This window comes from Methylobacterium sp. GC_Met_2, from assembly GCF_026540795.1.
Lineage (GTDB): Bacteria > Pseudomonadota > Alphaproteobacteria > Rhizobiales > Beijerinckiaceae > Methylobacterium.
Map to the genome: position 1 here is coordinate 24,025 of NZ_JALNUM010000029.1, position 13,360 is coordinate 37,384.

Below are 13,360 nucleotides of genomic sequence, written 5' to 3' on the forward strand. Positions count from 1 at the left end.
GAGCGAGCCGCCGCGCGTAGTTCCGCGACACGGACTGGTCAGAGCGCCGTGTGACTCGCGCGCAGCGCCTGATCCAGATCCGCGTACAGGTCGTCCGTATCCTCGATGCCGGTGGACAGGCGCAGCAGGTCCGGCGGGCAGGGGCTGCCCGGACCCTCCACCGAGGCGCGATGCTCGATCAGGCTCTCGACGCCTCCGAGCGAGGTGGCGCGCTTCCACAGCCGCACGTGCGCCGCCGTCGCGATGGCACCGGCCTCGCCACCCGCGACCCGGATCGACAGCATGAAGCCGAACCCGTCCCGCATCTGGCGTCGGGCGACCGCATGCCCGGGATCGTCGGCCAAGCCCGGATAGAGGACGTGGGTCACGCGCGGATGCCCGCGCAGGCGTTCGGCCAGCCGGAGGGCGCCGGCGGACTGCGCCGCCGCCCGCAGGTGCAGGGTGCGCAGCGAGCGCATCAGCAGGTAGGCCTCGAACGGCCCCAGGATCCCGCCGCTGCCCGCGCGGATCCCGCGGATCCGCGCCCAGAACGCGTCGTCCCGCGCACCCGCCAGCACGCCCGCGACGACGTCGGAATGACCGTTGAGGATCTTGGTGGCCGAATGCATCACGATATCGGCGCCGAGTTCGAGCGGGCGCGTGTGGACCGGCGAGGCGGCGGTGGAATCGACCGCGAGCCGCGCTCCGGCAGCGTGGGCGATCTCCGCGGCCGCCGCAATGTCGGTGACCGTCCAGAGCGGGTTGCCGGGGGTCTCGATCCAGACCAACTTGGTCTCTCCCGGCTGCACCGCGCTGCGCAGCGCCTCGGTATCGTCCGTGTCCACGAAGGTCAGGCTCAGCCCGCGCCGGGGCGCCTCCTCGCGTAGCCAGCGCTTCAGCGCCCAGTACATGACGGTGCCGGCGACGACATGGTCGCCCGGTTCGAGGGCGCCGAACACCGCGGTCGCCGCCGCCATTCCGGAACCGAACAGCAGGGCGCCGGCTTCGGCCCCCTCCAGCATCGCCAGGACGGATTCGGCCTCGCGCACCGTGGCGTTGTCGGGCCGGGCGTAGCAGTAGCCCGAGCTGTAGCCATTGTCGGGGTCGCGGATGAAGGTCGTTGCGACGTGGAGCGGCATCACCACGGCCCGGGTCTCGGGTTCGATCCGGCCCATCGCCTGGGCGGCAAGGCTCTTTCGCGCGAAAGCCGGCGTTCCGTCGCGCCGTGTATCCGTCGGTGTCTGCGGCGCGTAAGGCTGTGTCATCTGGCGATTCTCGGCGGATGGAGAGGGGCGCGTGCCATGGGCCGCCGCCCCCGACAAGCCGCACGCCCCGGAGACCATCACGATGACAGCCGCCGCCACACAGGTCCCCGAAGGCTCCGCCCTACCGCGCTGGCTCCGGCTCGCGGCGGCGATCCTGCCGATCGCGGCGACCGCGGCGATCGGCTCGGTCTCGACCCAGGCCGAGATTCCCGGCTGGTACGCGAGCCTGAACAAGCCGGTGTTCAACCCGCCGGACTGGGTTTTCCCGGTGGCCTGGACGATCCTCTACACGATGATCGCAATCGCGCTCTGGCGGCTGCTCGGCGCGATGCCGCGCACCGGGCCGAGCCGCATGGGCTGGTGGCTGGCGCTCGCGGCCTTCCTGGTCCAGATCGCGCTCAACGCCGCGTGGACGCCGGTCTTCTTCTCCGCCCACGCGATCGGCGCCGGGCTTGTCGTGGTGGCGATGCTGCTGGTGATGGTGCTCTGGACCATCCGGCTGACGTGGCGGTTCGACCGGCTGGCGGCCTGGCTCCTCGTGCCCTACGCCGTCTGGGTCGCCTTCGCGACGCTGCTCAACGCTGCGATCCTGCGTATGAACTGAGCGATTCCTGCGCGCCTGATCGGTGCAGCCCCTTGGTCACCGCTACGATTGCGCCGACCAACCGCGTCGGCCTGGACGTCGGAAAACCCGTCCGCCTGCAGCTTCCGTGCGATCGCCAGAGTATCGAGCCAGACGAGGCTCTTGGACTCGAGCCGAGCACGTGCGGCTCTGCTTTGCCGCCGAGCCGCGATGCGGTCAGGATTCGCCGCTCGGCTTCTCCTCGCCGGCCGGCCGGCCGTCGTCCCGGGCGCGGTGGAGCAGGAAGATCGCGAACACCATCGTGAGGATCAGCCCGGCCAGTACGCCCAGCTCGATCATCGAGGCCTGGAACAGCGCCTGCTTTTCGGGGGACCAATCCTTGGCGTGCATGATCTCCGAGGATTGCAGGGTGATCACCAGAACCCGCCGGATCGAGGCGATCAGCCCGACGATCAGGAACGGTTCGCAGGTCAGCGTGCCCGACTGCATCGAGACCCGCACCGTATGCAGGATCTCGATCAGCATCAGCAGGAACAGCAGCCGGTCGACCACCTCCAGGATCTGCTGTGCGCCGCCGAGCGCGCGCAGGGCTTCCCAGGTCAGACCCGCGGCGTCGATCAGCGCGACCAGGGCCGTGAGCGCCAGCAGGAGCCCGAGCGCCGCGTAGATCGCGTGTTCGGTGTGCAGGAAGATCGCGCTGGCGGCGCGCGTCAGTCGACCTTGGCCTTCGGAATGGTCTGACATCGTTCCCCCCTGGAAGATGCCGACAACATAAGCTTCTGGCGCGGGCGTCCAGTGCGTCGGTGTCGGACGGATCAATCGTGATCGTTCACGGCGTCGGGCCGCCGTTCCGGGTGGTCGGTGTTCAGTGGAAGAACGGCAGCGCGTGCGGCGCGAGATAGCCGAAGCCCAGGAGCGCCGCGCCGGCCAGCCCCAGGAAGCCGCCGGCGAAGACCAGGATCGCGATCCCGGTAATCACCTCCGCGGAGGCCAGCACGATGCCGATCTGGAACGCCGCGGAGGCGAGTTCGTAGTGGTGGTAGCGCAGCAAGGCGAGATCACGCCGGCCCTCGGAGGCCTTGGCCTTCTCGGAGAGTTCCTTGCGACCCTCGCCGGTCGTCGGCTCGGAATCCCAGCGCGCCAGGGTCTTGGCCCATTCGGCGAGCTTGGCCGCGATCGCATCCTGATTCGGACCGGGTGGCACGAGCGCCAGGGCCTCGTCGGCGGTCTTGAGCACGGTCGAACGGATCGTGCGGGCCTGGAAATAGGCCCATTGATTGGCAGCCTCGACGTTGGCGCCGATCGACTCCGTCTGCGACGCCTTGCCCAGCGTCTCGCTGAAGGCGAGGAACAGCGCCAGGACCGAGATCAGCAGCGCCACGCGCTTGTTCGATCCCTCGACCGCCCCGTGACCACCCGACATCGCTACCCCGTTCCGTGCTCGATTCGTCGGCGGGAGTCACAGCGCATCGCGGCGCGGTGCGCAATGCGGATCGCCTTATTCCGCGGCGATCCGCGGCGTCGGAGCGGGACGCCCGTCATTGGCCGGATGCGCCGGATCGAACGCCATTGCATCCTCCGGATCGTCCCGCTCGCCCACGAAGCGGCCGAACAGCCGCTTCAGCAGGCGCGAGAGATCGTCCATCAGCACGAAGATCGCCGGCACGAAGACCAGCGACAGCACCGTCGAGACGATCAGCCCGCCGATCACCGCCACCGCCATCGGCGCGCGGAACTCGCCGCCGATCCCGTAGGCCAGCGCGGAGGGCACCATCCCGGCCGCCATGGCGATCGTGGTCATCACGATCGGCCGGGCGCGCTTGCGGCCGGCATCGACGATCGCCTCGTTGCGATCGACCCCGGCGCGGATCTGCTCCACGGCGAAATCCACCAGCATGATGGCGTTCTTGGTGACCACGCCCATCAGCATCAGGATGCCGATCACCACCGGCATCGAGATCGGCATGTGGCAGATCAGCAGCGCCAGGATCGCGCCGCCGATGGAGAGCGGCAGCGAGAACAGGATGGTCAGCGGCTGCAGGAAGTTGCCGAACAGCAGGATCAGCACGCCGAACACCATCATCAGGCCGGCGCCCATGGCCAGCGCGAAGCCTTCGAAGACCTCGCCCATCACCTCGGCGTCGCCGGTCTGGCTGATCGTCACCCCGGGCGGCAGGTTCTTCGCGGCCGGGAGATTCATCACCTGGCTGATCAGCTCGGCCAGCGCGTCCGTGCCCTGCATGTCGCCTTCGAGGGCGACGCGCACCGCGCGGTCGTAGCGGTCGATGCCGGTCGGCCCCTGGCCGAGGCTGATATCGGCGACGGTGGCGAGCGGCACGGCGGCCCCGCCCTTCACCGGCACCTTCAGCGTCTCGAACTCGGAGAGCCGGCCGCGCAGGCTCTCGGGGAGCTGCACGCGGATCGGGATCTGCCGGTCGGTGGCGTTGAACTTGGCGAGGTTCATGCCGATGTCGCCGATCGTGCCGACCCGCACCGTCTCGGCGATCGTGTCGGTAGAGACGCCGAGATCGGCGGCGACCGCGGGCTTCGGCCGGATCCGGACCTCGGTGCGGTCGAGCGGCGCCGTCGACATGACGTTGACGAGGTGCGGGATCTGCGCCGCCTCGCGCTGGAGCCGCGCGGCGACATCGGCGACGACCGCCTTGTCGGGGCCCGCGATGATCAGCGCCAGGTCGCGCTGCCCATTCTCGCGCAGGGCCCAGAAGCGGAGATCCGGCTCCTCACGCAGGATCGCGGCGACCTCGGCATCGACCTGCTTCTGCGTGCGGTGCCGCGTGTTCTTCGGGGTGAGGTTGATGGTGAGGCTCGCGAGCCGCACCTCCTTCTTGCCGGGCAATTGCCGGCCGCCGTCGACGAATACGCTCTTGACCTCGGGCAGCGCCCGGATTTTCGCCTCGATCCGATCGCTGACCCGGACGGTATCGGGCAGCCGCGCGCCGGGCGGCAATTCGATGACGAACAGCGTGCGCGCCTGATCCTCCGCCGGCAGGAAGCCCGCGGGCAGCAGGCCCGTCGACGCGATGGAGGCGGCAAAGCACGCGATGCCGAGCACCAGCGTGATGAACTTGTGCCGCACCGACCACGCCACGAGGCGGGTGTAGCCGCGCATCACGACGCCGTCCCGCGCGTGGTCCGGCCCGTGGTCGCGCAGGAAATAGGCGGCCAGCAGCGGCGTGATCAGCCGCGCCACGAGCAGCGACATGAACACGGCGGCCGCGATGGTCAGGCCGAACTGCTTGAAATACTGGCCGGCGATGCCGCCCATGAAGGAGACCGGCGAGAAGATCGCCATGATGGTCGCCGTGATGGCGATGACCGCGAGCCCGATCTCGTCGGCGGCCTCCAGGGCGGCCCGATAGGGCGATTTCCCCATCCGCATGTGGCGGACGATGTTCTCGATCTCCACGATCGCGTCGTCCACCAGGATGCCGGTGACCAGCGTGATCGCCAGCAGGCTGACGGCATTCAGCGAGAAGCCCAGCGCGCTCATCACCCAGAAGGTCGGCAGCACCGAGAGCGGCAGCGCCACCGCGGCGATCAGCGTGGCGCGCCAGTCGCGCAGGAACAGCAGCACCACCACGACCGCGAGGAGGGAGCCCTCGATCAGGCCCATCATGGCCGAGTGGTAGTTGCCGATCGTGTTGTCGACGCTGGTGTCGATCAGATCGAAGTGGATGTTCGGGTTCGCCGCGTGGAGCGCCGCGATCTTCTTGGCCACGCCCTCCGCGACGACGGCATCGCTGGCGCCGCTCGCCCGGGAGATCGCGAAGGCCACCACCGGCTCGCCGTTGAAGCGTGCGAAGGTGCGGGGCTCCTCGGCGGTGTCCGACAGGGTCGCGAGCTCATCGAGGCGGACCTTGCGGTTGCCCGGCATGACGATCGAGGTCTTGGCCAGCGTGTCGAGGCTCCCCGAGGCGGCGAGCGCGCGGATCGACTGTTCCTGGCCGCCGACCTCGGCCCGGCCGCCGGCCATGTCGGCCGAGGTCAGGCGGAGCTGGCGGTTCACGTCCGCGGCAGTGATGCCCAGCGCCAGCAGCCGGTCGGGCTTCAGGGTGACGCGGATCTCGCGGGCGACGCCGCCGAGGCGCTCGACGCCGCCGACGCCCTTCACGCTCTGAAGGCCGCGGGCGACCACGTCGTCCACGAACCACGACAGATCCTCGGGCGTCATGGCGGGCGCGGAGGCGCCGTAGACCATGATCGGCAGGCCGGCGATCTCGACGCGCGAGACGATCGGCTCGTCGATGGTCCGCGGCAGGTTCTGGCGGATCTTGGCGATGGCGTCCTTGACGTCGTTGGTCGCCCGATCCTGATTCACCTCCAGGCGGAACTCGATCGTGGTGGTGGAGATGCCCTCCGTGATGGTCGACAGGATGTGCTTGACGCCCTTCACGCCCGCGATCGAGTCCTCGACCCACTTGGTGACCTGGGTCTGAAGCTCGGCCGGCGCGGCGCCCGATTGGGTGATCGTCACCGAAACGATCGGGATGTCGATGTTGGGGAACCGGGTGATCGGCAGGGCGCGGAAGCTCACCAGCCCGAGGATCATCAGGACGAGGAACAGCACCACCGAGGGCAGCGGCTTGCGGATCGCCCAGGCGGAGACGTTGAGGCGCATGGATCGGTCCTACCGCGGGTCCGCGTCGGCCATCGGGGCGGCCATGGGGGTATTGCTCGGCGACGGAACGGCGCGCACCCGGTCGCCGTCGCGCAGGAAGCTGCCGGCGCGGGCCACCACGCTCTCGCCCGCGGCGACGCCCGAGCGGAGTTCCGTGAACCCGTCCGCCGACAGGCCCGGGGTAACCGTCCGCGCCTCGACGCGGCCGTCCTTCACCACCAGCACGCTGGCCCGGCCGTCAGCCGCGTAGAGCAGGCTGGAGACCGGGACCGCGATACCCGTGCGGCGCGCCACCTCCACGCTGCCGCGGGCAAACGCACCGATGCGCAGGGCCGGATCGTCGCCGAGGCGGATGCGGACCTTGCCGAGGCGGGTCGCGCGGTCGACCTCCGGGTAGACGCGGCGCACCTTGCCCTGGAGATGCCGGCCGTCATCCAGATCGAGGCTCGCTGGGTTGCCGACCTGGATTCGCGCCAGCGAGGTTTCGGGCACCTCGCCCTCCAGTTCGATCTCGCCGCGGGCAATCAGCCGGAACAGGGGCTCGCCGACGGCGGTGGCGGTGGCGCCGATCCGGGCGGTGCGACGGTTGACGATCCCGGCCTCCGGGGCCCGGATATCGGCGCGGGCACGCCGCAGAGCGATCTCTGAGCCGGCGGCCCGGGCGGTGGCGAGGTCGGCCTGGGCCGATTGCAGCCCGCCCTTGGCGGCGGCGAGGCGGCCCTCCGCTCCCTGTGCCGCCGAGACGCGCTGCTCCAGCACGGCCGCGGTGGCGTTGCCGGTCTTGGCGAGCGACTGGGACCGTTCCAAGGCCTGCTTGGCCTCGACGTTGGCGGCCTCCGCCTGGACGATCTGGCTCTGAGCCTGGACGATCGCCGCCTGGGCCCGGGCGATCGCCGCCGCGTTCGAGGCTTCCTGGGTCGCGAGCATCTCCAGGGACAACCGGGCAAGCACCTGACCCTTGGTGACGCGGTCGCCCTCCTCGACAAGCAATTCGGTGATGCGCAGCCCCTCGACCTCGGGGGAGACCAGGATCTCGTCCCGGGGCACGAGCGTGCCGGTGACGATCGCCCGCTCGACGATCTCGCGGCTCTCGGCCGGAACGACGGTGACCGCGGGGGCAATGGCGGCGGCATCTGGAACGGCGGCGCTCTCGACGGCCAGAACCGGTGCCGCGGCGAGAACCGCGAGCCCGCACAGGAGGCCGAGGCGATGCGCACGCCAACGGAAAGATGTCACGACGGGGGCCTCACGGTCGGCGCTCGATTGGTTACGCAGCTCCCTCGCTGAGTAGGTCGGCGATTTCATGGCGCAGGGTCTTCTATGCAGTCGAGTATAGCGCCAGCCCACGAGGCCGTCGCCGGACCACGCGCCGCATGAGCTGGAGCGACGAGGCCGACCGCTTTTCCAACGCATTGCCTGCAACCTGCCGCGAACCGCGGCGTTGTCTCCACACTGGTTCTCTCGTCGCCGGAGAAGGTTCGATGAGCATCTTTCAGATCAAGCAGACGAAGAGCGGCGCGGTGCTCTGGACCGGCGCTGCCAACGACGAGCAGACCGCCCTCGACGCCATGGCGCGTGAGGCCGGATATCGGGATTTCTCGGCGGTTCCGGACACGATTCGGGCCGATGGGATCGAGGCGTCCAAGCTCGACCTGATCTCGTAAGATCCGGCACCGAGGTCCGTCGCGCCGAGCAGGCGTCTGCCGATCCGGCAGGCGCCTTTTTCATGCGCGCTCGAACGACGCAGCCAGCGCGTCGATCGCCGCGGCACAGTCGGCCACAGCGGACGGGGCATGCAACCGGCCGATCATCGTCGGATCCAGGGCGAGCCCCGCCTGGATCAGATCCGGCCATGCCGGGGCCGGCGGCCAGCCCTCGTGCACGATGGCGGCACCGAGCCGGGCTAGGGCGGCGGCCTTTTCGGTCTGCTCGCCGTAGGCCCGCGTCTCCGGCAGGCAGAGGAAACGTCGGGCATGGGCCGCCGCGAGGGCCACGACGCCGTCGCCGCCGCCGCCGACCAGCAGGTCCGCTCGGGCGATCCAGTGCTCGACGTCCGAGACCCAGCCGTGCAGGTGCAGGTTGTCGGGGGTCGGGCCGGTGCCCGAGACCGGTCCGAGGACGTGCCAGGATCGGTCGGGCACGGACCGCGCCGCCGCAGCGAGGGCGGGCAGGTCGCCTCCCGCGCCACCGCGCCCGAACACCACCACGATGTCGCGGCTCGCCTCGAAGGTGGCCTGGGCCGGTCCGCCGAGGAAACCCGCATAGTCCGTCTTGGCGCGGACCCAGTCGGGCACGCCCGCGCCGTCCAGCGCCTCGGGAAACGGTGCGAGCAGCCGGTTCGCACTCCGAAACGCTTCAAGATGTGGCTGGTCGGTCCGGGTGCCGGCGAGTCGCACCACCAGCGTCGGGACCGAGAGCAGGCGCGCGAACAGCGCGACCTCCACCGAGACGTCGACCACGAGGAGCGCCGGGTCGGTTCGCGCCGCCCATTCGGCGATCCGCGCCATGCGGGCCCGGAGTCCGGGATGGTTCAGGGGTGCGTAATGGAATGCCTCCGGCCGTTCGGCGGCGCCGTCCCGGCCTTCGAAGGCCGCGTCGCCGAGCGGGCGGTCGTCGGGCAGGTCGAGGCTGTCGAGCCCGGCGGTGTCGAAGCCGGTCAGGGTGCCGAGGATCGTGCAGGGTCGGGGCAGTGCGGCGGCCACGGCCCGGGCTCGCTGGAGATGGCCGGCGCCCTGATGGTGGACGTACCAGCCGATGCCGCGGGTCACGCGGCGTCCTTCAGCGACAGGGCCAGGGCGTCGAGGTCGGCGAGCGCCCGGTCGAGGGGACAGTCCCGCGCCGGCGGGCTGCGCGATTCGAGGATCCGGTCGGTGCGCTCGACGAAGGCGATGTCGTTGGGGCAGGGGCCGATTGCCGCGAGGTCGTCGGTGCCGAGGCCGAGGCGCGCGCAGGCGGCGGCGCGGGCCGGGGGCTGGAGGTGGAAGGCCCGGCGCAGGGCCGCCCGGCGCAGGATCAGCGCCTGCCAGTGGGCGGCCTCCGGCAGCCGATAGGCCTCGCCGGCGAGCACGCGGGCGCGGCGCGCCATCTCGGTGGCCATCCCGCCTGAGACCCGGCCCTGGTGCCGGGCCGAGACCAGCACGCGCACGTCCGGGCAGTGGCGCAGGCGGGCCCCGTGGGCACGCAGCAGCCCGACAAGCGCGTTGTCCTCGCCGCAGGGGAGCGGCGGCAGACCGCCGACCGCGCGATAGAGCGCCACCGGGACGGCGAGGCTCGCACCGGTATGGTCGCCGTGGCGCGGGGCGGGGTCGTAGGGCGGCGGATCGAGCAGATCCTCCAGGCGCCGGACCCCGGACCAGTAGCGCTCGATCCGGGCGTGGAGATCGGCGAGCCGGGAATCCGCATCGCCGTCTTCGTCGATCACGAGGCGGCCGCCGACGACGTCCGCGTGCTCGAGCGCCCGCAGGTTCGCCACGACCCAGTCGGCCGGCAGGCGGGCATCCGCGTCGGTGGTGAGCAGAACCCCGTCCCGGACGCCATCGTCGGTGAGCCAGTCCGCGCCCGTCTCGAGTGCCATGCGCCGCGCGGTGCCGACATGGGCGTCCGCCCCGGAGAGAACCGCCTCGATCAGCCGGATCTCCAGCGCCGCCCAGGCGCCCGAGGCCTGCCCGGCCCGGAGAGCCGCGATTGTCCCATCCGTGCAATTGTTGGCCAGAATGACGACGCGCAGCCGCGTCGCCAGCCCGGCCTGACCGTCGAGCGACGCGAGCAGGAGCGGCAGGCGCTCCGCCTCGTTCCGAGCCGGGATGCAGACGACGCAGCGGGAGAGATCGGGCCGGCCGCGCATCTCAGCCTCGCCCGCCCGCGACGCGCAGGGCCGGTTGGGCCCGCTCGGCGCAGCGTGCCATGACGGCCTCGTAGGCATCGAGATAGCGCGCGGTCATGGCGGAGGCGTCGTAGAGCGCCTCGGCCCGGTCCCGGCAGGCGCGCCGCGACAGGCACGCGGCCTCCCGGATCGCCACCGAGAGCGCCTGCGCGTCGTCCGGATCGGCCAGCCGGCCGCATTGCGCATCGAGGATGTCGGGCATCGCGCCCCGGCGGAAGGCGGCCACCGGCGTGCCGCAGGCCAGCGCCTCCGCCACCACGAGGCCGAACGGCTCCTCCCAGCGCGGCGACACGATCGCCACCCGGGCGCGGCCGAGATGATGCGCCAGATCCCGGTGCGCGAGATGGCCGAGATGCGTCAGGTCCGGCCCGAGCCGCGGCGCGATCTGGGCGTCCCAATAGGCCGGGTTGAGTTTCGGCCCCGCGAAGACCAGCGGCAGGCCGGCCGCCCGCGCGGCGTCGATGGCGAGGTGGAGCCCCTTCTCGGGCACGATCCGGCCCGACCAGAAGGCGTAGGGCGACGCGTCGGCCGCCGCGTTGAAGGCGAAGTTCGAGAGATCGACCCCGTTATCGACCACCTGCGCGTCGGGGACGAGCGTGGCCCATTCCTGGGCCAGGGACGGCGAGACCGCCAGGAACGCCATGTCGGGATCGGCCTGCACGATGCCGCGCACCAGGGCCTCGAAGGGCGGCGTGTGCAGCACCGTCACCCAGGGCAGGCCGAGCCGGGCGCTCTCCTGCAGGGGGAGGGCGTGCAGGGCATTGTTGTGCACGAGGTCGAACCCGCCGGCCGCGACCATGTCCATCATCCGCCGGTAGGCGTCGTGCTCGGCGCGGTCGATCGCCGCCTCGCGCTCGGGGTCCAGAAGCGCGTCCCCGGTGGGATCGCAGAGCATCACCGGGTCGAGGGCCGGGTCCGAACCGCGGCTGGCGAACAGGGTCACATCGTGTCCGAGCCGCTTCAGCGCGACGGTCAGCAGGTGCGTGTGCATCTCCAGACCGCCGGCATAGGGTTGGCCGATCGGGTATTTGAGATGTGCGAGGACAGCAATCTTCACGCGCGCACCAACTCTGATAGGGTAGGGATATCTACCGATCACCACGAACTGGAAGGACTAATTTCCGCTTCGCGGCTGCGGCTATCATGTCGCAGGTTTCTTCAGCAAGCGTTGCATCGACGGGCCGAGGCGACGACGGGGGCGACGCTGCCAACCTTCCTAAGCGCGGTGGCCTGAACCAAAGATGATCAAGCCGTTGTGATACCGGTTCATCCGAACCAATCGTCCGACGCGGGCGTGAGCCGGCATCGCGGCGATGCCGGCGGCCGGATCTGCAGGGTTGGGGAGGGGCGAGCGATGAATCTTCCGTTCGGGCTGAGCGTGTTCGCGGTCGGTGCCGCGGCTCTGGTGATCCTCACCCTCGCGGCCGGGGTGAAGATCGTGCCGCAGGGCTATGTCTTCACGGTGGAGCGATTCGGGCGCTACGCCCGCACCCTCGGGGCCGGCCTTGCGCTGATCATCCCGTTTGTCGAGCGCGTCGGCCGCCGGGTCAACGTGATGGAGCAGGTGATCGACGTGCCGAGCCAGCAGGCCTTCACGCGCGACAATGCCGGGGTGACGATCGACGCGGTCGTGTTCTACCAGGTGCTCGACGCGGCCCGCGCCTCCTACGAGGTCTCGAATCTCGACCTCGCGGCCACCACCCTGACCATGACCAACATCCGCACGGTGGTCGGCGGCATGGATCTCGATCAGCTCCTCGCCCACCGCGACGAGATCAACGAGCGGCTGCTGCGGGTGATGGATGCCGCCGCCGCGCCCTGGGGCGTGAAGATCAGCCGGATCGAGATCAAGGACATCCTGCTTCCGCCGGACCTCGCGGGGGCGATGGCCCGTCAGATGAAGGCCGAGCGCGAGAAGCGGGCCTCGATCCTGGAGGCCGAGGGCCAGCGCGCCGCCGAGATCCTGCGGGCGGAGGGGCGCAAGCAATCCGCGATCCTCGAATCGGAGGGCCGCAAGGAGGCCGCGTTCCGCGACGCCGAGGCGCGCGAGCGCTCCGCGGAGGCCGAGGCGCAGGCGACCAATCTGGTCAGCCGGGCCATCGCCGAGGGCGACATCGCGGCGGCGAATTTTCTGGTGGCCGAGAAGTATGTCGACGCGGTGCGGGCGCTCGCCACCGCGCCGAATCAGCGGGTCGTGGTGGTGCCGATCGAGGCGGCGGCTTTGGCCGGCACGCTCGGCGGCATCGGCGAGCTCACCCGCGCGGTGTTCGGCGAGGGAACGCCACAGCGGCGGGCGGGGACCCCGCCCAACGTCGCGCCGCGGACCTGAGCCGTGGTCGATCCCCTGGCGGTCGTCGCGGCGCTCGGGCCGGCCTGGAGCTGGGTGATCGCCGGTCTGGTGCTGGCGGGTGCCGAGATCCTGGTGCCGGGTGTGTTCCTGATCTGGCTCGGCCTGGCGGCTTTGGCGACCGGACTCGCGACCATGGTGATCCCGATCCCCTGGCAGGGCCAGACCCTGCTGTTCTCAGCCCTGGCCGTCGCCCTGGTCGCGCTGGCCACCCGCCTGCACCGCCGGGCCGGACCGCACGATGCGGTCCTGAACCGCGCCGACCGCGGCCTGATCGGGCGCGAGGGCGTGCTGGCCGAACCAATCGTGCAGGGGGCGGGGCGCATCCGCTTCGACGACACGCTGTGGCGGATCGAAGGGCCGGATCTGCCGGTGGGCCGGCGCGTGCGGGTGGTGGGGCTGTCGGGCACGGTGTTGCGGGTGGAGGCGGGTTGAGGAGCGCTGGGCGCTGCTGGCGGGGACTGCTTCCGACCCAGCCCGCCCGCTCGGACCGGTGTCAGCGCCTGCCCAAAGCGGCCGCTCGTCCACCTCTCGTCAACATCAGGTCGGGGGGTGTAACCGCTACGGTGGACGATCACATGGTCCGCTGACGCTGAGGCAGCATACTGATCTGCGTTGGTGATCCAGGCCGGAAAATCCGGCTTGGTGCCTTCATGGCGAAGGT

At 70.8% G+C, this 13,360-nt stretch carries 12 protein-coding genes; 4 read left to right on the top strand and 8 right to left on the bottom strand.

The window, feature by feature from the left end; all coding sequences use genetic code 11:
• Positions 1–38 precede the first annotated feature (38 nt).
• On the bottom strand, positions 39–1,244 hold the full coding sequence (locus OXS49_RS12585; RefSeq protein ID WP_267424501.1) for an aminotransferase class V-fold PLP-dependent enzyme: 1,206 nt from the start codon (positions 1,242–1,244) through the stop codon (positions 39–41).
• Between the two features lie 82 nt (positions 1,245–1,326).
• Between OXS49_RS12585 and OXS49_RS12590 the strand changes: the two genes are divergently transcribed.
• Positions 1,327–1,848 carry a TspO/MBR family protein gene (locus tag OXS49_RS12590; protein WP_267424593.1) on the top strand — a complete coding sequence of 174 codons (522 nt, stop codon included), beginning with the start codon at positions 1,327–1,329 and terminating at the stop codon, positions 1,846–1,848.
• A 195-nt stretch (positions 1,849–2,043) separates the two neighbouring features.
• On the opposite strand, the gene OXS49_RS12595 is transcribed toward OXS49_RS12590, so the two are convergent.
• The 4 genes from OXS49_RS12595 to OXS49_RS12610 form a co-directional block, all read right to left on the bottom strand.
• A complete protein-coding gene (locus OXS49_RS12595; protein ID WP_244007166.1) occupies positions 2,044–2,571 on the bottom strand; it encodes a phosphate-starvation-inducible PsiE family protein in 528 nt (175 codons plus the stop codon).
• Between the two features lie 121 nt (positions 2,572–2,692).
• Positions 2,693–3,250, bottom strand: coding sequence for a DUF4337 domain-containing protein (locus tag OXS49_RS12600; protein WP_267424502.1), 558 nt, complete (start codon positions 3,248–3,250; stop codon positions 2,693–2,695).
• A gap of 75 nt (positions 3,251–3,325) precedes the next feature.
• Positions 3,326–6,466 (bottom strand): efflux RND transporter permease subunit, encoded by a 3,141-nt coding sequence (locus tag OXS49_RS12605; protein WP_244007168.1) that lies wholly within the window; start codon positions 6,464–6,466, stop codon positions 3,326–3,328.
• Positions 6,467–6,475: 9 nt separating this feature from the next.
• Positions 6,476–7,771 carry an efflux RND transporter periplasmic adaptor subunit gene (locus OXS49_RS12610; protein ID WP_267424503.1) on the bottom strand — a complete coding sequence of 432 codons (1,296 nt, stop codon included), beginning with the start codon at positions 7,769–7,771 and terminating at the stop codon, positions 6,476–6,478.
• Positions 7,772–7,947: 176 nt separating this feature from the next.
• Between OXS49_RS12610 and OXS49_RS12615 the strand changes: the two genes are divergently transcribed.
• The gene (locus OXS49_RS12615; RefSeq protein ID WP_244007172.1) at positions 7,948–8,130 is read left to right on the top strand and encodes a hypothetical protein; all 183 of its coding nucleotides are present in this window, start codon (positions 7,948–7,950) and stop codon (positions 8,128–8,130) included.
• Between the two features lie 60 nt (positions 8,131–8,190).
• Here the strand turns inward: OXS49_RS12615 and OXS49_RS12620 are convergent, their stop codons facing one another.
• From OXS49_RS12620 to OXS49_RS12630, 3 genes are read right to left on the bottom strand one after another with little or no spacing between them, the layout of a single operon-like run.
• Entirely contained in the window at positions 8,191–9,234 is a 1,044-nt protein-coding gene (locus OXS49_RS12620; protein ID WP_244007174.1) for a glycosyltransferase, read from the bottom strand.
• Complete coding sequence (locus tag OXS49_RS12625; RefSeq protein ID WP_267424504.1) at positions 9,231–10,310, bottom strand: glycosyltransferase family 2 protein; 1,080 nt, start codon at positions 10,308–10,310, stop codon at positions 9,231–9,233. The genes OXS49_RS12620 and OXS49_RS12625 overlap by 4 nt, the downstream gene beginning before the upstream one ends.
• Position 10,311: 1 nt before the next feature.
• Entirely contained in the window at positions 10,312–11,406 is a 1,095-nt protein-coding gene (locus OXS49_RS12630) for a glycosyltransferase (RefSeq protein ID WP_267424505.1), read from the bottom strand.
• A gap of 297 nt (positions 11,407–11,703) precedes the next feature.
• Between OXS49_RS12630 and OXS49_RS12635 the strand changes: the two genes are divergently transcribed.
• Together OXS49_RS12635 and OXS49_RS12640 are read left to right on the top strand one after the other, a co-directional pair.
• Positions 11,704–12,678 carry an SPFH domain-containing protein gene (locus OXS49_RS12635; RefSeq protein ID WP_267424506.1) on the top strand — a complete coding sequence of 325 codons (975 nt, stop codon included), beginning with the start codon at positions 11,704–11,706 and terminating at the stop codon, positions 12,676–12,678.
• Between the two features lie 3 nt (positions 12,679–12,681).
• Positions 12,682–13,131, top strand: a complete 450-nt coding sequence (locus tag OXS49_RS12640; RefSeq protein WP_244007182.1) for an NfeD family protein — start codon at positions 12,682–12,684, stop codon at positions 13,129–13,131.
• The last annotated feature ends 229 nt before the right edge of the window (positions 13,132–13,360 follow it).

Excerpts from the sequence above, each read along its gene's own strand:
- OXS49_RS12585 (WP_267424501.1), bottom strand. The coding sequence starts at position 1,244 with ATGACACAGCCTTACGCGCCGCAGACACCGACGGATACACGGCGCGAC.
- OXS49_RS12590 (WP_267424593.1), top strand. The coding sequence starts at position 1,327 with ATGACAGCCGCCGCCACACAGGTCCCCGAAGGCTCCGCCCTACCGCGC.
- OXS49_RS12595 (WP_244007166.1), bottom strand. The coding sequence starts at position 2,571 with ATGTCAGACCATTCCGAAGGCCAAGGTCGACTGACGCGCGCCGCCAGC.
- OXS49_RS12600 (WP_267424502.1), bottom strand. The coding sequence starts at position 3,250 with ATGTCGGGTGGTCACGGGGCGGTCGAGGGATCGAACAAGCGCGTGGCG.
- OXS49_RS12605 (WP_244007168.1), bottom strand. The coding sequence starts at position 6,466 with ATGCGCCTCAACGTCTCCGCCTGGGCGATCCGCAAGCCGCTGCCCTCG.
- OXS49_RS12610 (WP_267424503.1), bottom strand. The coding sequence starts at position 7,771 with ATGAAATCGCCGACCTACTCAGCGAGGGAGCTGCGTAACCAATCGAGC.
- OXS49_RS12615 (WP_244007172.1), top strand. The coding sequence starts at position 7,948 with ATGAGCATCTTTCAGATCAAGCAGACGAAGAGCGGCGCGGTGCTCTGG.
- OXS49_RS12625 (WP_267424504.1), bottom strand. The coding sequence starts at position 10,310 with ATGCGCGGCCGGCCCGATCTCTCCCGCTGCGTCGTCTGCATCCCGGCT.
- OXS49_RS12635 (WP_267424506.1), top strand. The coding sequence starts at position 11,704 with ATGAATCTTCCGTTCGGGCTGAGCGTGTTCGCGGTCGGTGCCGCGGCT.